The organism is Cytobacillus firmus DS1 (assembly GCF_000565285.1).
Taxonomy (GTDB): Bacteria; Bacillota; Bacilli; order Bacillales; family Cytobacillaceae; genus Cytobacillus; species Cytobacillus firmus_A.
On sequence record NZ_APVL01000026.1, the window covers coordinates 1 to 17,969 of the forward strand.

The following is a 17,969-nucleotide window of genomic DNA, read 5'->3' on the forward strand; positions in this document are numbered from 1 at the left end:
GATAGCGTAAGCTATCCCTTCGAAATCAGTTTCTTACTCTACTTAAACTTACAGTCAGACTTTTTTAGTCATTTACTTCAAAGTAAATTTTATTTGATGAGTTGATTGGAGCGGAGGGGACTTGATCCTCGAAAATGCTGCCGCATTTTCTTCGTGCGGTATAATTCGAGGGAGCTTATTCAATGTTCTGCGGGAGGAGCTCTGTTCCTCCCCACGGAAAGCAAGTACCCCGTACTAAGCGGGTATAATCTATATATAATGCAACTATCTATAAAACACCAATTATGAACCCGGAACTAAAGCTCATTCTAAAAATCGCTTTTATAATGGAAAACCTTTAAATTAAATTATATTCTTTCCAGATAAAATAATGGCAAAATAGAGATTAATGTACTATAATAAAAAATTGTGATAAAAATGTACCCGAATAGGTTTAGAGTTCATTGCCAAGGAATAAACTATTTATTGTGGCATGTCAAGCTTTCGGCCAAGAAAAAATTCGACATATCTCACTATGCAAAAGTTATTCATGTAAAGAAGGATTATGCGGAGTGATGTAGAATTATTAGAACATTAGGCAAACCAATCATTATGGTGGATGCTGATTCCTGTCCTGTAAAAGAAGAAATTGTCGAAATAGCCAATTCTTTTACTGTGGACGCAGTATTTGTTGCTTCCTATGCCCATATGCAAAATGACTTGAATGGGGCTGTCTGGAAATTTGTTGACAGCAGTAAGGAGGCTGCAGATTTATTCATAATGAATTATGTGAAATCAGGAGATGCTGTTGTAACTCAAGATATTGGATTGGCATCAACTCTTTTGTTAAAGGGTGTTTATGTCCTTTCTCCCAGGGGAATTTTATTTGAAGAAAGTGAAATTCGAACCGCTTTGGAAATGAGGCATCTTTCAGCGAAGGCGCGAAGAAGAGGGGTTTATGGGAAAGGTCCAAAACCATTTAGACAAGAGGACCGATCCAGGTTTGTGCAGCAATTGACAAAGATTTTGTCGAATTTTGAAGGGATTCAGTAATGTTTATCGAATACCTGAGTAAGTAATGGAGTTGTTCATATGGCAGAACGGATCGCCGAGGAGAAAGTAAATGAAATTCGGCAAGCTGTAGATATTGTTGATGTCATTGGCGACTATATTCAATTAAACAAGCAGGGACGCAACTACTTTGGGCTTTGTCCTTTTCATGGCGAAAATACTCCTTCCTTTTCTGTATCACCCGAAAAGCAAATCTACCATTGCTTTGGGTGCGGAGCAGGAGGCAATGCATTTTCTTTCTTAATGGATTTAGAAGGATATTCCTTTCAGGAAGCTGCACTAAAACTCGCTGAAAAGGGAAATGTCAAGCTTGAAATTGATGCGGCATCCGCAGCATCAGGAAAATCAATGCCTGTGGATTTACAGCAGATGATGGAAGCCCATGAGCTTCTGCGTAAATTTTATCACCATCTGCTTGTAAACACAAAAGATGGTCAGCATGCATTAGAATATCTGCTCAATAGAGGATTTACAATGGAATCGATCGAGAAATTTCAAATCGGTTATTCATTGAAGTCGTGGGATTTTGTCTTCAAGTTCCTAACTAAAAGAAAGTTCCCCGAAGATGTCATGGAAAGAGCAGGACTGATCATTAAAAGGGAGAAAGATGGGAACTATTTTGACCGCTTCAGAGATAGAATTATGTTCCCGATTTTCGACCGCAGCGGAAATACGATAGCTTTTTCAGGGAGATCACTGGGGGCCGATGAGCCCAAATATTTAAATAGTCCTGAAACAGCAATCTTCAATAAAAGCAAAACTTTATATAATTTTCATTTGGCGAGACCACAGATAAAAAAATTGCAGAGAGCCGTTCTTTTTGAAGGGTTTGCAGATGTAATCGCCGCTGATCGTGCTGGTGTCGGTAATGGCGTTGGTACGATGGGCACTGCTTTAACTGAAGAACATGTTGCTTCCTTAAGAAGAAATGTTCAATCAATCACGATCTGTTACGATTCCGATAATGCCGGTATTGAAGCCGCATACCGGGCAGCAAACCTGCTAATGGAAGCAGGCTGCCAGATCAGAGTGGCACTCATGCCTGACGGCTATGATCCGGATGATTATATTAAAGAATATGGGGAAGAAAAATTTCGTCATGATGTAATCGACTCCAGCATAACCTTTATGGCATTCAAGCTTCTCTATCTCCGAAGAGGCAAAAGGCTTCAAAATGAAGGAGATAGGCTCCTTTATATCGAAGAGGTATTAAAGGAAATCAGCCGGCTTGATAAAGCAGTGGAAAGAGATCATTATCTTCGCCAGCTTGCAAATGAATTTTCACTTTCTCTGGAAGCCTTGAAAGAGCAGCAAAAACAGGTCTTTTATACGGAGAAGAGAAAAAACAGCCAGAAGGGCAAAGGTGTTTTCGAGCATCAAAAAAGGCTGCAGATACCCAAAAGGGCTGACAGTCTTAAACCCGCTTACCATACAGCGGAGAGAAGGCTGATTGCTCATATGCTCAGGAATAGTGACATAGCATTTAAAGTTCAGGATATGCTTCAGGGAAATACATTTAACATCGATGAGCACCAGGCTATTATTACCTATCTTTTAGGTTTCTACGAAAAAGGCCATACGCCTGATCCGAGCGCATTCATAAATTTTATAAATGATGAAAAGCTTAAGCGCATTGTGGTGGATATAGAAATGATGTCCATAAACGATGAAATAAGCGAACAGGAATTATCAGATTACATTAAACAGGTGTTGAATTATCAAAAGATGTTAAAAATAAAAGAAAAACTAAATGAAGAAAAGGAAGCAGAACGCCAAAAAGATTATGCTAAAGCGGCTTTAATTGCAATGGAGATTCTTCATTTGCGAAAGTCACTATAAAAAGGCTTTATGCCTTAAATAAATGTTTTGGGATTAAGCGTCGCCTAATAATGGTCCCATTTGAAGATGTATCAGAATGTGTGTGATTTTTGGAAGGAGGGGGACATATGGCTGAAAAGTCGGCCCGTTCAAAAGAGGTTGATACAGAATTGACCCTTGAACAAGCGAAAGATCAATTAGTTGAAATAGGAAAAAAGACAGGTGTCCTTGCCTATGATGATATAGCAGAAAGATTGTCTCAATTTGAACTCGATTCCCACCAGATGGATGAATTCTATGAATTCCTCGGAGATCAGGGTGTTGAGTTAGTCGGAGATAATGAAAATGAAGATCCAAATGTTCAGGAACTTGCAAAAAATGAGGAAGAATTTGATCTTAATGATTTAAGTGTTCCTCCGGGTGTGAAAATTAATGATCCTGTCCGTATGTACTTAAAAGAAATTGGACGTGTTGATTTACTCTCTGCAGAAGAAGAGATTGCACTCGCCAATCGAATTGAGGAAGGCGACGAAGAGGCGAAGAGACGTCTGGCAGAAGCGAACCTCAGATTGGTTGTAAGTATCGCTAAAAGGTATGTAGGACGCGGAATGCTGTTCCTTGACCTTATCCAGGAAGGAAATATGGGACTGATTAAAGCGGTTGAAAAATTTGACTACCGCAAAGGATTTAAGTTCAGTACGTATGCAACATGGTGGATTCGCCAGGCCATTACGAGAGCGATTGCTGACCAGGCCAGAACCATTCGTATTCCTGTCCATATGGTGGAAACCATCAATAAATTGATTCGTGTTCAGCGCCAGCTTCTTCAGGATCTTGGCCGTGAACCAACACCAGAAGAAATTGCTGAAGATATGGATTTAACTCCAGATAAAGTAAGAGAAATTCTTAAGATTGCACAGGAGCCTGTTTCATTAGAAACACCTATTGGTGAAGAGGATGACTCTCACTTAGGTGACTTTATCGAAGATCAGGATGCCACTTCTCCATCAGAGCATGCGGCATACGAGCTCCTGAAAGAACAGCTTGAAGATGTTCTGGACACACTGACTGACCGTGAAGAAAACGTTCTGCGTCTTCGGTTCGGTCTAGACGATGGACGCACCAGGACTCTGGAGGAAGTTGGAAAAGTATTTGGCGTTACCCGCGAACGTATTCGCCAAATTGAGGCCAAAGCCTTAAGAAAACTGCGCCATCCGAGCAGAAGCAAACGTTTAAAAGACTTTTTAGAATAAAAAATAATTGCCAGTGGATAGTTTACTTCTTAAAATGGAAGTAAACTATTTTTTTGACAGGATGTGCTATGGTTGGAAGAAAACAGGAAAAAAATCATTGTTAACGAACTGCTGCATTGGAAAAAGAGCCGAATGCTCCCTGATCAATATTGTGACTACCTCCTTGCTCTTTACACGGAAGGAAATCAGCCGGAGGAAGCAAAAAAACGTAAAAATAAAGTGCTGTTATATCTTGCCAACCTTATCACCCTGCTGCTGATTCCAATTTCTGCTTTATTAATTTATTTTACTGAATTGTCTATTACTTTGCAAACCGTCATTTTAATACTTTTCTTTTCTGCGTGTATTTTCTTTGTTTTTTATTTTTCTAGAAAAGTAAAAGTGATGCATGTCCCTATCATCTCAGCAGCTTTGATTTTACTGATGGGATCTGTTGGTTTTGTATCAGAGATATATCCCGATAACGAGAGAATTCTCTATGTTTCCCTAGTGATGAATTGTGTTCTTTGGCTGTATGCAGGATTAAAATGGAAGTTTCTATATTTATGGATATCAGGAGGGCTCGGATTCTTTTTAATAGTTATTTCTATATTCGTATAATAAAATATTTTAAAAAGTTTTTAAATGTTGAGAAAACTCTAACATCCCTTATATAATAGTAATGAAAGCGTATACAATTTTTGTTCTTATAAGGGGGATGTACATGAATTTTGACTTGACTGCAGAACAGAATATGATCCTTAAAACAATCAGGGAATTTGCTCAGGAAGAAGTGGCACCGGGAGCTTTGGAAAGAGATCGTACTAAGGAATTTCCAATAGAAGTATTTAAGAAAATGGCTGACCTTGGCTTGATGGGGCTTCCTTTCCCTGAAGAATATGGTGGCGCAGGTGCAGATACTGTTAGCTTTGCTATTGTAACAGAGGAGTTGAGCAGGGCTTGCGCGTCAACTGGAATCACTTATTCCGCGCATATATCACTTGGGGGAGCACCGCTTTATTTATTCGGTACGGAAGAGCAGAAGCAAAAGTATCTGGTGCCTATCTGTACAGGTGAGTCTTTTGGAGCTTTCGGGCTGACAGAGCCTAATGCAGGCTCAGATGCTGGCGGTACTAGAACAACAGCTGTCCAAAAAGATGGTGAATATATCATTAATGGTAATAAATGCTTCATTACGAATGCCAGCTATGCGAAGCATTTAGCTTTGACTGCTGTCACGGGTGAAGTGGATGGAAAAAAAGAAATCAGTGCGATTATTGTGCCAACGGATGCAGAAGGATTTACCGTTATCGATAATTATGAAAAAATGGGACTCAATGCCTCGAATACAACTGAACTTGTACTTGAAGACGTACGCGTTCCGACTGAGCACTTGCTCGGCAAAAAAGGCGAGGGCTTCAAACAGTTTTTAATTACACTGGATGGAGGGCGTATTGGTATTGGAGCAATGGCTTTGGGGATAGCGCAGGCTGCTTACGAAAAGGCACTTCAATATGCAAAAGAGCGCCAGCAGTTCGGCCGTTCTCTCTCAAACTTCCAAGCAATTCAATTTAAACTTGCAGATATGGCGATGAAAATTGAATTGGCACGAAATATGGTCTACAAGGCTGCCTGGCTGAAAGACCAGGGAAAACCATTTGCCAAAGAAGCTTCTATGTGCAAGCTCTATGCCTCTGAAATCTGTATGGAAATCGCCGACCAGGCTGTTCAGATCCACGGCGGATACGGCTATATGAAGGAATATCATGTAGAGCGGTACATGAGGGACGGTAAGCTCACAGAGATCGGTGAAGGGACCTCTGAAGTACAAAGAATGGTCATTGCGCGCCTCATCGGATGCTAAAATTATATTGTATGGTATGAATGAGATATGCAGGTGAAATAATTAGCAAAAACTCCATCCTCAAGATGGAGTTTTTGTCCATTTTATGAACAAGATTTGACAAAGTTTATAATAGGGCTTTTCCTTCTGTCTTTTTTAAAGTAAAATAGAGATTGTTTGTATACTTACTTAAACTGAATGTGCTTACATAAGGGAGGTTAAATCATGAATCGCAATCCAATCATTCCATTTGTGTTAATTATGGTTTTTGGTGTGGTAGCAATGTTCCTAGTTTCTTTTAAAGGTCTTGGCGATATGGAAGAGCTTGCAAAAGAGCAGGAAGGCGGCGGTGCTGAAACTGAAGAAACTGCAGCTGCGACCCCTGAAGAAATTTACCAGAAGAGCTGTATCGGATGTCACGGTGACCAGTATCAAGGCGGAGTTGGTCCTGCTCTAACAGGTGTAGGCGATCGTTTATCACAGGATGAGATCGCAGATATCGTAGTAAACGGTAAAGGCTCAATGCCTCCAGGATTAGTGCCTCAAGACAAAGCTGCCGAAATGGCTGAATGGTTAGCAGGCCTTAAGTAATACCTATAATGAAAGTCCTTTGCATATGTAAAGGACTTTTTTTATACTATAAGAAAGGCTATCGAAAATTGACGATAGCTTTTTTAGCTTTTCTCTCAGGAAGAGCAGGCGCTATGCGCTTTTTACAATACATAAATAAGTGGTGACAGAATGAATACAAAAAAATTATCAAATCGGCTTGAAGCTGTAACAAATTATATTCCCTCAGGCGCACGAGTAGCTGATATAGGCTCAGACCACGCGTATTTGCCATGCTATGCAGTAAAGAAAGGGATTGTCCCTTTTGCTGTTGCTGGTGAAGTGGTGGAGGGTCCTTATCAATCTGCCAAAAAACAGGTAAAAATGGAAGGGCTCGAAAATCAGATTTCCGTAAGAAAAGGAAACGGGCTTGAAGTGATTGGGCCAAATGAAGTTGACTGCATCACCATTGCAGGCATGGGAGGAGCTTTAATTGCGAGCATTCTTGAAGAGGGGAAGAGCAAGCTTGCTTCTGTAAAGAGGCTTATTCTCCAGCCAAATTTAAGTGCAATCTCGATTAGAAGCTGGCTGATTGAAAATGGCTGGGAGCTAATAGCCGAAGAAATTCTTGAAGAAGACGGAAAGATCTATGAAATCCTTGCAGCTGAAAAAGGAGAGCCATTAAAACCCTACAAGAATAAAGAACAAGGTTTGCTGATGGGCCCTTTTCTTATGGAGCAAAAATCTTCCGTATTTCAAAACAAGTGGCTCGGTGAAAAGAAGAATTGGGAGAGAATCCTTTTGCAGCTTGAAAAAGCAGCATACTCCAGTGAAACAGAGAAGAGAAAACAGGAGTTAAAGGAGAAAATCAAAATGACAGAGGAGGTACTGATGCAGTGAAAAAAATAAATGGACATGAGATTATCCAACTATTTGAACAGTTTTCCCCAAAAGGGTATGCGATGGATGGAGACAAGATTGGCCTCCAGGTTGGCAGGCTTAACACTCCTGTTGAAAATGTCATGGTTGCCCTTGATGTTCTGGAGGAAGTCGTTGATGAGGCAATTGAAAAGAAAGTGCAGCTGATCATTGCTCATCATCCTTTAATCTACAGACCTCTGCAAAAAATTCCCACTGATACTCCAGCAGGAAGAATTATTGAAAAGCTTATCAAACATGATATAGCTGTTTATGCAGCACATACGAATTTGGATATCACCAAAGGCGGGGTCAATGATATGCTGGCTGATGCACTGAAGCTTTCCAATACGGAAGTCTTATATCCCACATATGAAACTGTGTTGAAAAAGCTCGCTGTGTATGTACCTGAAGAAAATGCTGAGTCACTAAGGCAAGCGCTCGGAAACGCAGGGGCAGGTTCAATTGGAAATTACAGTCATTGTTCGTTTGCATCCCGTGGAACAGGGCAGTTTAAGCCTAATGAGGAGGCCAATCCGCATATCGGCCAGCAGGGTAAGCTCGAGACTGTGGAAGAAGTCTGCATTGAGACTATTTTTCCTGAACAAATAGAAAAGAAAGTGCTGTCTGCCATGTTCAAAAACCATCCTTATGAAGAAGTTGCCTATGATATTTATAAGCTTGAAAACAAGGGTGAAGTTCTGGGTCTGGGTAAAATTGGAGAAATTAGCGAGATGACTCTGGAGGAATTTGCAGAGCATGTAAAACAAACACTTGAAGTGGAGGGAGTCCGTGTAGTGGGCGACTTTTCGTCAAAAGTGAAGAAAGTTGCTGTTCTGGGTGGAGATGGAAACAAGTACTTTATGTCAGCAAAGATGAAGGGTGCTGATGTATATGTGACTGGAGACATGTATTACCATGTTGCGCATGACGCAATGATGATGGGCCTGAATATCGTTGATCCCGGCCATAATGTGGAAAAGGTAATGAAAAAAGGAGTCACCCAAAAATTATCTCAGATGTGTAAAGAAAAAGGATATAACGTATCCATTTTCCCTTCCGAAGTTCATACAGATCCGTTTAAATTTGTCTAATAAACAAAAGAACCGGCTTCCCTCAGGGCCGGTTCTGTTTATTAAAAGATAAGAAAGTATAAAACTTTGAAGGTCGATAACTGTCTAGCTCCAGCGCCTACCCCCTCGAGGTATGCTTGTAGGGGGTGGGCAAGGCGCTTGCGCTTTTCTTATATTCACTTCCGCTTTTCTTATAACTTTGCTGGCTTCTTTACTTTCGGAAGTATTTTATTTAACGGCACTTTCTTTTCGCGTGACCATGTGGACTCATCAGCCGGATCAAATTGTTCAAGGAAAGTAATAACTTCCTTTGTAATCGGTGTCGGGGTTGAGGCTCCTGCTGTAACGGCAACTGTTGATGCATCTTTAATCCAATTCAAATCCAGTTCAGTAATATCAGCAATGCGGTAGGCTTTTGTACCGGCAATTTCTTCTGATACCTGTGCAAGACGATTGGAGTTATTGCTCTTCGGGTCACCCACAACGATTAATACATCGGCCTGTCCAGCTTGCTCTGCTACTGCTTCCTGGCGGACCTGGGTAGCCATGCAGATTTCTTTGTGGAATTCTGCGTGCGGGTATTTTTCCTTTATCTGATCCATTACATGGACAACATCCCATTGGCTCATTGTAGTCTGATTTGTCACCAGTATTTTATCAGCCTGCATGTTAAGTTCATTTACATCCTCAACAGTCTGCACTAAATGAACTGCATGAGGAGCGACCCCAACTGCACCTTCAGGTTCTGGATGGCCTTTTTTGCCAATGTAAATGATTTGAAAACCTTCCTTTTCCTTTTCCCTGATCAGATCATGCGTTCTTGTTACATCAGGGCATGTTGCATCAAGTGTCACAAGGCCTTTTTGTTTCGCTGCTTCCCGCACTTCAGGTGAAATGCCGTGGGCTGTAAAAATGACAGTGCCTTTATCGACTTTATCTAAGATTTCTTTGCGGTCTTTTCCATCGAGTGTAACAATGCCTTCCTCTTCAAAAGCATCTGTCACATGTTTATTATGGACGATCATACCCAAAATATAGATGGGTCTCGGCAAAGTCGGATCAAGTGCAGCGTTCCTCGCAATAACCATTGCATCCACCACACCGTAACAATACCCCCGAGGAGAGATTTTTATGACGTTCATCTGTATATCCTCCCTAATTAAAAGCTTATATATGAATTGAACTGAGTTCTGTTTCTAACGGATAAACTCCGTATTGCACCTCTATTATATAAGAGATAAACCGATAATACAAAAGGAGTAATTTTCTTAAGGAAAAAGAAAAAAAGAATGCCCCGGCATCCTTTTCTTTAAATATATAATTTTGGTCTGGAGATACCTTCTGCCGATGATCGCTTGACAGCGGGCTGTTCCATCGCATGTTCCTTTTTTGTATTTTTTGGCTTCGAATTCTGTTTCTTTTTCTCAGTATTGGCTTGAGGGGATTCCACTTTAGCTTCAGAAGCTTTCTCATCAGCTTCAGGTGCATCCTTTATGCCTCTATAAAGCTTCCACATGGCAGGAAGATTCCTGACCAGCGGCCCATACTGCTGAACCATGGGTCCGAACTGCTGTGCTGTATTTAATACCTTTTGAGTGTTGGTTAAAAAGCCGTTTATGGAAGATGGATTGCTTATTGCCTGAAGGATGCCTCCGCCTGCCTGTGAGCCTCCTGCAGTTCTGGCTGCTCCCATTCCTGCTGTAGGCTGGGCATTTCCTTTTCCTAATATTTTGGAGAGCAATCCTCCTCCTCGTTTCATTCCCGGAGGACCGCTCATCATTGGCCCCATGGGAGGTCTTCCCTGCATTGGGGGCATAAAAGGATGCGGGTGCATCCCTCCTCGCATAGGGGGTCTCGAGCCTGGCATCATATTCAATGGCCTCCTTTCGCTGCACATTTCTGCTTCTTTAATAAAAAATTCATATTATAAAGTATGCGTTTATCCCATTTTGGTTTAGGCATTAATGCAGAAGGAACCAATTTATTTATAAAATCACCTAAAAAGCTCATCATAAAAATATAAATGCGGTTTGAGTGGTTATTTGCAGGAAACTTTATTATAATAACAGGATGTAAGAAAAGCTCGGAACCAGCAAGTTGTCAGTTGATACTAGTAGATCTTACTCACTAATATATATTTCGGATGGAGCCTGAACCAGGGCGAATCTGAATAATTGAGGAGTTTTTATATGAACGAAACGAAATTTGACCGATTTAATTTAAAGCCATTTATTATAGAAGCGGTTAAAGATTTTGGCTTTTATGAGCCGACAGAAATTCAGGAAAGAATGATTCCTGCCGTGCTGAAGGGCGAAAGCGCAATAGGACAATCACAGACAGGCACAGGAAAAACCCATTCATACGTGCTGCCTATCCTTCACAAAGTTGATCCTTCCCGCCAGGAGGTTCAGGCTATTATTACAGCTCCTACCAGAGAGCTTGCCAATCAGATATATCATGAAATTCTTAAGGTTACAGAGCATTGTCCGGAGGGAGAAGAAATAACTGCACGATGCTATATTGGCGGTACGGACAAGCAGAGAACCATTGAAAAGCTAAAAAAGCAGCCTCATGTGGTTGTAGGAACACCGGGAAGGATCAATGACCTTGTAAAGGAACAGGCATTGTTTGTGCATACTGCCGAAATTCTTATTGTGGATGAAGCAGATTTAATGCTTGATATGGGGTTCATTGAAGATGTTGATCAGATTGCAGCAAGGATGCCGGAGAAGCTGCAGATGCTGGTGTTCTCAGCTACAATTCCCGAGAAACTGAAGCCTTTCCTGAAAAAATACATGGAAAATCCTAAATATGTTCACGTGGAGCCTAAGCAGGCCGCAGCAGCCAATATTGAGCACTGGCTTCTGCCGTCCAAACACCGCAATAAAGTGGAGCTGGTCTATCAGGCACTGACTTCCTTAAATCCTTACTTAGCCATTGTTTTCACCAACACCAAGAAAAAAGCAGATGAAGTGGCAGACGGATTAATCAGCAAAGGTCTGAAAGTTGGACGTATCCATGGGGACCTTAACCCGCGTGAACGAAAGAAAATGATGAAGCAGATTCTCGACCTGGAGTTTCAATATATTGTGGCTACAGACCTGGCTGCCCGGGGCATTGATATACAGGGAATCAGCCATGTAATTAACTATGAACTTCCAACAGATCTTGATTTCTATATACATCGGGTTGGGCGGACAGCGCGTGCAGGTTTCTCAGGAATTGCTTTAACTGTCTATGAGATCTCCGATGAGGATGCATTGAACAGGCTTGAAAAAATGGGGATCGAATTCAGGCACAAAGATCTGCAAAAAGGTGAATGGACAGATCTGGATAATCGCAATAAGAGGAAAACAAGACAGAAACAAACAGATGACATTGATAAAAAAGCCGCTTCATTGGTGAAAAAACCGAAAAAAGTAAAACCAGGCTATAAAAAGAAAATGAAATGGGAAATGGATAAAATAAAAAAACGCGAAAGAAGAATCAAGCGTAAATAAAGAATTAAAGGGAGAGGTATTGTCATGCTGAAAATTGGATCACATGTTTCCATGAGCGGGAAAAAAATGCTTTTAGCAGCAAGTGAAGAAGCTGTTTCATATGGCTCCAATACATTTATGATCTATACAGGAGCTCCGCAAAACACAAGAAGAAAAAAAATCGAAGATCTTAACATTGAAGCCGGACTGAAGCATATGGCAGAGAACGGGATTGCTGATATTGTTGTACATGCTCCTTATATTATCAATATCGGGAATACTGTAAACCCTTCAACATTTGAATTAGGCGTTAATTTTCTTCGCTCTGAAATCGACCGCACCGAAGCGATTGGAGCTAACCAGATCGTTCTCCATCCCGGCGCCCATGTTGGGGCAGGAACGGAGGCCGGCATCAAAAAGATCGTAGAAGGCTTAAATGAAGTCTTAAACGGCGAAGAAAATGTGCAGATCGCACTTGAGACCATGGCCGGAAAAGGATCGGAGTGCGGGAGATCCTTTGAAGAGCTGGCTATGATTATAGAGGGAGTCAATTATAACAATCACTTATCTGTATGCTTTGATACTTGCCATATACATGATGCAGGATATGACATTGTGAATGATTTTGATGGGGTATTGGACGAATTCGATAAAGTTATTGGACTTGACCGCCTGAAAGTTCTCCATATTAACGACAGCAAGAATGAGCGCGGAATGCGTAAAGACCGTCATGCAAATATCGGCTTCGGCCACATCGGCTTCAGCGCGTTAAATTATATTGTCCATCATCCTCAATTAAAGGATATCCCTAAAATTCTGGAGACTCCTTATGTTGGCGAAGATAAAAATAATAAAAAAGCCCCTTATAAACATGAAATTGATATGCTGCGCAGCCAGGAATTCAATGAAAGCCTATTAGAAGCTATTACGGCTGTATAAAATAGTAAAAAGCTGTGCCTGAGCTGCACAGCTTTTTGCATGAAAATTAAGTATCATAAACTAAGTTCTATTTTGTAAATTGCAAAAATAGCCTGTTTACTTCCCTTGCAGTTTCCGGGCCGGCAATCCTGGCAATTTCCTTTATGATTTTTGTCCTTTCCCGGTCATCAAAGATGTTTACCTGTTTGCCTCTCAAATGATCTGCAATTTTTTGGGCCTGCGCTTTTGTTATCTGGATGTTGAACTGCTCTCCATATTTTAATAATTCATCTGCTGTTATATTACTTAATTTATGATTAATGATGTTTTCGAATATTTTCATTTTCATCACTCCTCCTCAGTACTGTATGAGCGAAGTATGTGAATAGTGACAATAAGTTTTAAGATTTACCATAAAAGCATGTACCTTTACTTTAAATGCAGGTTCCTGTATACTGTGTTAGTAAATCGTAATGATTCTTAATATTTTAGGTGATAAAAATGGAACAGCCAATAATTGAAATAGCTCATGTTTCTTATAGATATGAGAAAGAGAATGTTCTTGAGGATATCAATCTGACCATTAATTCAGGAGATTTCCTCGGAATTGTAGGTCCCAATGGGTCGGGTAAATCAACCCTTTTAAAGCTTATTCTGAATTTGCTAAAAGTACAGAAGGGGAGCGTCAAACTATTCGGCCAGGAAATCAGCCGATTTAAGGATTGGCAGAATATTGGATTTGTTTCTCAAAAGGCAAATTCATTTAATACAGGATTCCCGGCAACAGTCTTTGAAGTCGTTTCAAGCGGCCTTACAAAGAAGCTGGGGCTTTTTAAATTTATGGGCAAGGCCGATCAGGCAAAAGTCATGCGTGCAATTGAATCTGTTGGCATGCATGAGTATGCAGGACGTAATATTGGCGAGCTTTCAGGCGGGCAGCAGCAGCGGGTCTTCATCGCCCGGGCATTGGTAAGCGACCCGAAATTATTAATATTGGATGAACCTACAGTAGGTGTGGATGTGAAAAATGTTCAGTCCTTTTATGAAATGCTGGATGATTTAAATAAGGAGCTGGGCATTACTTTATTGCTTGTTACGCATGATATTGGGACAATTTCTGATAAAGTCACTCATGTGGCATGCCTGAATAAAAATCTGCATTTCCATGGAAATACAGCAGAATTTGAAAGCTTGAATAAAAATGAAATGTCGGAAATCTACGGACACGATGTACATGTCCTGACACATAACCATGATCACCATCATCACCACCACCACGATAAAGGAGCAGACAGATGATTTCGGGAATCCTTCAATATGAATTTTTACAAAATGCTTTTTTAACTGGAATGATCATCGGGATCATTGCTCCTCTTCTGGGTGTGTTTATTGTTGTCAGAAGGCTATCTTTAATTGCCGATGCTTTAAGCCATGTCACACTTGCAGGCATCGCTGCAAGCCTGCTGCTCGAAAAGAAATTTATCGGTCTGAGCGGTTTGAATCCTTTGTATATGGGGATGGCTTTCTCTGTAGCCGGGTCGTTGTTTATTGAAAAGCTGAGAGCTGTTTATAAGCATTATCAGGAGCTGGCTATTCCCATTATATTATCTGGCGGCATCGGGCTTGGAGTCATATTCATTTCACTCGCTGACGGATTCAATACAGATTTATTCAGTTATTTGTTTGGCAGCGTCAGTGCAGTCAGCCGGCTTGATTTATGGACTATTTTGATTATCAGTGTGCTTGTCATTGCGCTTGTGGTCCTGCTCTATAAAGAATTGTTTTTGCTGTCATTTGATGAAGAGCATGCGAAGGCATCCGGAATAGCTGCTAAAAGTGTCCACTTCATATTTATTGTGATGGTGGCCCTGGTTATAGCTGCTTCCATGAGAATAGTGGGGATTTTATTAGTTTCCTCCCTTATGACATTGCCTGTTGCTGCAAGCATCAGAATTGCAAAAGGCTTCAAGCAGACGATTTTCCTGTCCATGCTTTTTGGTGAAATATCTGTACTGGGCGGATTGACTATTTCCTACTATATTGATTTGGCCCCGGGCGGAACAATCGTCATGATTGCCGTATTAATACTGATTGCAACAATATTGCTGAAAAAACTTGCGGGCATTAGGTCGGCATAAATGTAATGACTTCTATCCGAGATGATTTAAGAGCAAAAAAGAGGTGGAAAGAATGAATGTTGATGAAGCCATGCAGCTTTTAAAGGATAAAGGCTATAAGCATACGGGGAAAAGGGAAGAGATGCTTCAGCTGTTTGCTGACAGCGATAAATATATAACGGCTAAAGATGTTCTCGAAAAAATGAAAGATAATTACCCTGGACTTAGTTTTGATACCATTTACAGAAATTTATCGTTATTCGTGGAACTGGGTATTTTTGAAATGACAGAGCTGTCAGGCGAAAAACATTTCCGCTTTACGTGCTCTCATGATCATCATCATCATCATTTTATATGCCTGGATTGCGGCAAAACGAAAGAAATTGAAGTCTGTCCCATGAAACAGGTGCAGGAAAATCTGAAGGGATATGATGTTTCAGGACATAAATTTGAAATATATGGGAAATGCCCGGAGTGTTTTTAATACAGGAACAAAAAAAGAAGCATGGAGCTATTTTTCCATGCTTCTTTTTTGCTGCAGCCAGTCTTCTGTCCATGCATTGGCTTCCTTCCAGTTTCGGACTCTAATGACGCCATTGGGAAGGGGATCCTGATTATAGGGCGTATCGAATAAAATGACAGGTATTCCGCAAGCCTCATGGATCATGACCGCATTATCATGCTTGTCTTCCAAGAATATATCCACCTCATACTTTTTTGCAGCTTCGATTTTATCATGGTTCCCGATCAGTTCGATATGATCAAACTCCAATGCGTTCTCTAAAAACCATTCCTCTGTTATTTGCTGCAGGTGAGAGCCCCTGGCACTTATAAAATACAATTCATGCTCCCGTTTCCATTTGGTCAGAACTTCTTTCGCGCCTCTCGCCAGGGGAGATTTTTTGTAGATAATGGGCTCATTTTCATAAAACCACTGTGCAAATTGTTCTTCTGAGATCGTCACTAAAGGTGTTAAATCATATTGCTTAATGTCATTTAAGGTAATATTCAAATTAAATGCTTCATTTAAATACGGGACCATGGCTTCAGGGCTGGTAACCGTTCCGTCTATATCAATGCCAAAGCGCTTCTTCATTATAATAATCTCCTTTAATGCATATATCCTTTATCTTAACAAAAGTCAGGGCCTTGCAAAAGAGTGTTGCAGGCCAGGTTTGACAGTTAAACATTAACATCTTAAAAAAGTCTATTATCGCAAACACTATAAATGCTCCATTAAGCAAATTTTTTTTAGGAACACAGCAAAGAAAGAGAGGGATAATGATGGCAGACCAAGATCGCACCAATGAAGAATATGACCTCCGTTACAGTGAGCGAATTGGTGAAGCAGATGCAGCAGATTACTCAGAAGAAGCTGCTGCAGAAATAGCGGCGCCAGGTGTCTATGGCAGATCGCTTGATCGGGATGAAGAAATCCAAAGGGATGCAGTTCAGGGAAATTATTCTGAGGAAACCTCTGCAGAAATAGCAGCGCCAGGTGTCTATAATAGATCATTGGACAGGGATGAAGAGAAGGAAACAGCTGCAGCCGGCAGAGGAGTCGGTTATGCAGCCCTGGCACTTTCCATTTTATCTTTGTTTGTGCTGCCGGTTCTTTTTGGAGCAACAGGAATTGTCCTTGGTTTTATCGCTCGAAGAAGGGGTTCAGAAAGCCTTGGCGGCTGGGCGATTGCCATAGGAGCGATTTCCATTATTGTCGGTATGTTTATCCTGCCGTTTTTTTAGAAAGTAATAAAAAAGCCTGGTTTCCAAATATAATTTGGTGCCAGGCTTTTCTGTTTAATTTATCGTGCGGTTCTTTTTATGGCTGCAAGCTTTCTGCCTGTGCTTTTTCTTCTTCCTGTTTTGCAAAATATTCTTCAGCGATTTTGTCGATTTCAATCTTAAGTTCTTCAACCATCGTTTCTTCCGGAACCTTCCTTACAATCTGGCCTTTGCGGAACAGAAGGCCTTCTCCCCGGGCTCCGGCAATGCCGATATCAGCTTCCCTGGCTTCACCAGGTCCGTTAACCGCACAGCCTAATACAGCAACCTTAATTGGTGCTTTAATTTTTTGAATATATTCTTCCACTTCATTAGCAATGCTGATTAAGTCAATCTCAATCCGTCCGCATGTTGGACAGGAGATCAGTGTAGCGGCATTGGAGGATAAGCCGAACACTTTGAGAAGCTCCCGGGCAACCTTGACTTCTTCAACCGGGTCAGCGCTCAATGAAATTCTTAACGTATTTCCAATGCCTTTGCTTAAGATTGCTCCGAGCCCAGCGGCGCTTTTCACAGTACCGGCAAAAAGTGTGCCTGATTCTGTTATACCTAAATGCAGAGGGTAGTCAAATGCTTGTGCTGCTTTTTCATAAGCCTCAATGGCCAAATTAACATCGGATGCCTTCATGGAAACGATGATGTCATGGAAATCAAGGTCTTCTAAGATTTTGATATGATGGAGGGCACTTTCAACCATGCCATCTGCTGTAGGGTATCCGTATTTCTCGAGGATCCTTTTTTCGAGAGAACCGGCATTTACCCCAATCCGGATAGGTATTCCTTTTGCTTTGGCAGCCTTGACGACTGCTTCCACTTTTTCACGTTTCCCGATATTTCCGGGATTAATGCGGATTTTATCTGCGCCGCCCTCGATAGCCTTTAGAGCCAGCTTGTAATCAAAGTGGATATCAACAACAAGCGGTATGTTAATTTGTCTTTTAATATCTGCTATGGCATTTGCAGCTCTTTCATCAGGGCAAGCAACACGTACGACCTGGCAGCCTGCTTCTTCCAGTCTTTTAATTTCGGCTACAGTTGCTTCAACATCATGTGTTTTGGTTGTGGTCATGCTCTGAATGAACAGCTCATTGCTTCCGCCAATTGTTAAAGGCCCAACTTTTACAGGCCTTGTTTTCGTGCGATGTATTATTTCACTCAATGGAGATTCGCTCCTTTTATTCTATTCA

General features: G+C 41.1%; 19 protein-coding genes. 14 read left to right on the forward strand and 5 right to left on the reverse strand.

What is annotated here, in order from left to right:
- Nucleotides 1-591 precede the first annotated feature (591 nt).
- From PBF_RS21405 to PBF_RS21440, 8 genes are all read left to right on the forward strand, one after another.
- Nucleotides 592-1,032, forward strand: coding sequence for a YaiI/YqxD family protein (locus tag PBF_RS21405; protein WP_235192306.1), 441 nt, complete (start codon nt 592-594; stop codon nt 1,030-1,032).
- Between the two features lie 39 nt (nt 1,033-1,071).
- Nucleotides 1,072-2,889, forward strand: coding sequence for a DNA primase (gene dnaG / locus PBF_RS21410; RefSeq protein WP_035332681.1), 1,818 nt, complete (start codon nt 1,072-1,074; stop codon nt 2,887-2,889).
- Nucleotides 2,890-2,996: 107 nt separating this feature from the next.
- Nucleotides 2,997-4,121, forward strand: coding sequence for an RNA polymerase sigma factor RpoD (rpoD, locus tag PBF_RS21415; protein WP_035332682.1), 1,125 nt, complete (start codon nt 2,997-2,999; stop codon nt 4,119-4,121).
- Nucleotides 4,122-4,184: 63 nt separating this feature from the next.
- On the forward strand, nt 4,185-4,721 hold the full coding sequence (locus PBF_RS21420; RefSeq protein ID WP_235192307.1) for a hypothetical protein: 537 nt from the start codon (nt 4,185-4,187) through the stop codon (nt 4,719-4,721).
- A gap of 103 nt (nt 4,722-4,824) precedes the next feature.
- Complete coding sequence (locus PBF_RS21425; protein WP_035332685.1) at nt 4,825-5,964, forward strand: acyl-CoA dehydrogenase; 1,140 nt, start codon at nt 4,825-4,827, stop codon at nt 5,962-5,964.
- A 204-nt stretch (nt 5,965-6,168) separates the two neighbouring features.
- Nucleotides 6,169-6,534 (forward strand): cytochrome c550, encoded by a 366-nt coding sequence (gene cccA / locus PBF_RS21430; RefSeq protein WP_026583849.1) that lies wholly within the window; start codon nt 6,169-6,171, stop codon nt 6,532-6,534.
- A gap of 150 nt (nt 6,535-6,684) precedes the next feature.
- Nucleotides 6,685-7,392 (forward strand): tRNA (adenine(22)-N(1))-methyltransferase, encoded by a 708-nt coding sequence (locus tag PBF_RS21435; protein WP_035332686.1) that lies wholly within the window; start codon nt 6,685-6,687, stop codon nt 7,390-7,392.
- Entirely contained in the window at nt 7,389-8,504 is a 1,116-nt protein-coding gene (locus PBF_RS21440; RefSeq protein ID WP_035332687.1) for a Nif3-like dinuclear metal center hexameric protein, read from the forward strand. The genes PBF_RS21435 and PBF_RS21440 overlap by 4 nt, the downstream gene beginning before the upstream one ends.
- 170 nt (nt 8,505-8,674) lie before the next feature.
- Here PBF_RS21440 and PBF_RS21445 read toward each other — a convergent pair whose 3' ends face one another.
- Nucleotides 8,675-9,625, reverse strand: coding sequence for a 4-hydroxy-3-methylbut-2-enyl diphosphate reductase (locus PBF_RS21445; protein ID WP_035332688.1), 951 nt, complete (start codon nt 9,623-9,625; stop codon nt 8,675-8,677).
- Between the two features lie 167 nt (nt 9,626-9,792).
- A complete protein-coding gene (locus tag PBF_RS21450) occupies nt 9,793-10,272 on the reverse strand; it encodes a YqfQ family protein (protein ID WP_235192308.1) in 480 nt (159 codons plus the stop codon).
- 400 nt (nt 10,273-10,672) lie between these two features.
- Between PBF_RS21450 and PBF_RS21455 the strand changes: the two genes are divergently transcribed.
- Nucleotides 10,673-11,983: a DEAD/DEAH box helicase gene (locus tag PBF_RS21455; protein WP_035332690.1), complete on the forward strand. Its 1,311-nt coding sequence runs from the start codon at nt 10,673-10,675 to the stop codon at nt 11,981-11,983.
- 24 nt (nt 11,984-12,007) lie between these two features.
- On the forward strand, nt 12,008-12,901 hold the full coding sequence (locus PBF_RS21460) for a deoxyribonuclease IV (protein WP_035332691.1): 894 nt from the start codon (nt 12,008-12,010) through the stop codon (nt 12,899-12,901).
- Between the two features lie 67 nt (nt 12,902-12,968).
- Here PBF_RS21460 and PBF_RS21465 read toward each other — a convergent pair whose 3' ends face one another.
- A complete protein-coding gene (locus PBF_RS21465; RefSeq protein ID WP_035332728.1) occupies nt 12,969-13,223 on the reverse strand; it encodes a DUF2624 domain-containing protein in 255 nt (84 codons plus the stop codon).
- A 158-nt stretch (nt 13,224-13,381) separates the two neighbouring features.
- Between PBF_RS21465 and PBF_RS21470 the strand changes: the two genes are divergently transcribed.
- From PBF_RS21470 to PBF_RS21480, 3 genes are read left to right on the forward strand one after another with little or no spacing between them, the layout of a single operon-like run.
- Nucleotides 13,382-14,179, forward strand: a complete 798-nt coding sequence (locus tag PBF_RS21470) for a metal ABC transporter ATP-binding protein (protein ID WP_035332692.1) — start codon at nt 13,382-13,384, stop codon at nt 14,177-14,179.
- Nucleotides 14,176-15,018, forward strand: coding sequence for a metal ABC transporter permease (locus PBF_RS21475; protein ID WP_035332693.1), 843 nt, complete (start codon nt 14,176-14,178; stop codon nt 15,016-15,018). The genes PBF_RS21470 and PBF_RS21475 overlap by 4 nt, the downstream gene beginning before the upstream one ends.
- A gap of 52 nt (nt 15,019-15,070) precedes the next feature.
- The gene (locus PBF_RS21480) at nt 15,071-15,481 is read left to right on the forward strand and encodes a Fur family transcriptional regulator (protein ID WP_035332694.1); all 411 of its coding nucleotides are present in this window, start codon (nt 15,071-15,073) and stop codon (nt 15,479-15,481) included.
- 27 nt (nt 15,482-15,508) lie between these two features.
- Here the strand turns inward: PBF_RS21480 and PBF_RS21485 are convergent, their stop codons facing one another.
- On the reverse strand, nt 15,509-16,093 hold the full coding sequence (locus PBF_RS21485) for a nucleotidase (protein WP_035332695.1): 585 nt from the start codon (nt 16,091-16,093) through the stop codon (nt 15,509-15,511).
- 185 nt (nt 16,094-16,278) lie between these two features.
- On the opposite strand from PBF_RS21485, the gene PBF_RS21490 reads away from it, so the two are divergent.
- The gene (locus PBF_RS21490; RefSeq protein WP_035332696.1) at nt 16,279-16,743 is read left to right on the forward strand and encodes a DUF4190 domain-containing protein; all 465 of its coding nucleotides are present in this window, start codon (nt 16,279-16,281) and stop codon (nt 16,741-16,743) included.
- 76 nt (nt 16,744-16,819) lie between these two features.
- Here the strand turns inward: PBF_RS21490 and ispG are convergent, their stop codons facing one another.
- On the reverse strand, nt 16,820-17,932 hold the full coding sequence (ispG, locus tag PBF_RS21495; protein ID WP_197200753.1) for a flavodoxin-dependent (E)-4-hydroxy-3-methylbut-2-enyl-diphosphate synthase: 1,113 nt from the start codon (nt 17,930-17,932) through the stop codon (nt 16,820-16,822).
- Between the last annotated feature and the right edge of the window lie 37 nt (nt 17,933-17,969).

What these genes read in the sequence shown, in the direction of transcription:
- PBF_RS21465 (WP_035332728.1), bottom strand. Translation starts at nt 13,223, where the DNA reads ATGAAAATATTCGAAAACATCATTAATCATAAATTAAGTAATATAACA.
- PBF_RS21490 (WP_035332696.1), top strand. Translation starts at nt 16,279, where the DNA reads ATGATGGCAGACCAAGATCGCACCAATGAAGAATATGACCTCCGTTAC.
- PBF_RS21470 (WP_035332692.1), top strand. Translation starts at nt 13,382, where the DNA reads ATGGAACAGCCAATAATTGAAATAGCTCATGTTTCTTATAGATATGAG.
- PBF_RS21405 (WP_235192306.1), top strand. Translation starts at nt 592, where the DNA reads ATGGTGGATGCTGATTCCTGTCCTGTAAAAGAAGAAATTGTCGAAATA.
- PBF_RS21460 (WP_035332691.1), top strand. Translation starts at nt 12,008, where the DNA reads ATGCTGAAAATTGGATCACATGTTTCCATGAGCGGGAAAAAAATGCTT.
- PBF_RS21485 (WP_035332695.1), bottom strand. Translation starts at nt 16,093, where the DNA reads ATGAAGAAGCGCTTTGGCATTGATATAGACGGAACGGTTACCAGCCCT.
- PBF_RS21480 (WP_035332694.1), top strand. Translation starts at nt 15,071, where the DNA reads ATGAATGTTGATGAAGCCATGCAGCTTTTAAAGGATAAAGGCTATAAG.
- PBF_RS21475 (WP_035332693.1), top strand. Translation starts at nt 14,176, where the DNA reads ATGATTTCGGGAATCCTTCAATATGAATTTTTACAAAATGCTTTTTTA.
- PBF_RS21435 (WP_035332686.1), top strand. Translation starts at nt 6,685, where the DNA reads ATGAATACAAAAAAATTATCAAATCGGCTTGAAGCTGTAACAAATTAT.
- PBF_RS21425 (WP_035332685.1), top strand. Translation starts at nt 4,825, where the DNA reads ATGAATTTTGACTTGACTGCAGAACAGAATATGATCCTTAAAACAATC.
- cccA (WP_026583849.1), top strand. Translation starts at nt 6,169, where the DNA reads ATGAATCGCAATCCAATCATTCCATTTGTGTTAATTATGGTTTTTGGT.
- PBF_RS21455 (WP_035332690.1), top strand. Translation starts at nt 10,673, where the DNA reads ATGAACGAAACGAAATTTGACCGATTTAATTTAAAGCCATTTATTATA.
- PBF_RS21445 (WP_035332688.1), bottom strand. Translation starts at nt 9,625, where the DNA reads ATGAACGTCATAAAAATCTCTCCTCGGGGGTATTGTTACGGTGTGGTG.
- dnaG (WP_035332681.1), top strand. Translation starts at nt 1,072, where the DNA reads ATGGCAGAACGGATCGCCGAGGAGAAAGTAAATGAAATTCGGCAAGCT.
- rpoD (WP_035332682.1), top strand. Translation starts at nt 2,997, where the DNA reads ATGGCTGAAAAGTCGGCCCGTTCAAAAGAGGTTGATACAGAATTGACC.
- PBF_RS21450 (WP_235192308.1), bottom strand. Translation starts at nt 10,272, where the DNA reads ATGGGGCCAATGATGAGCGGTCCTCCGGGAATGAAACGAGGAGGAGGA.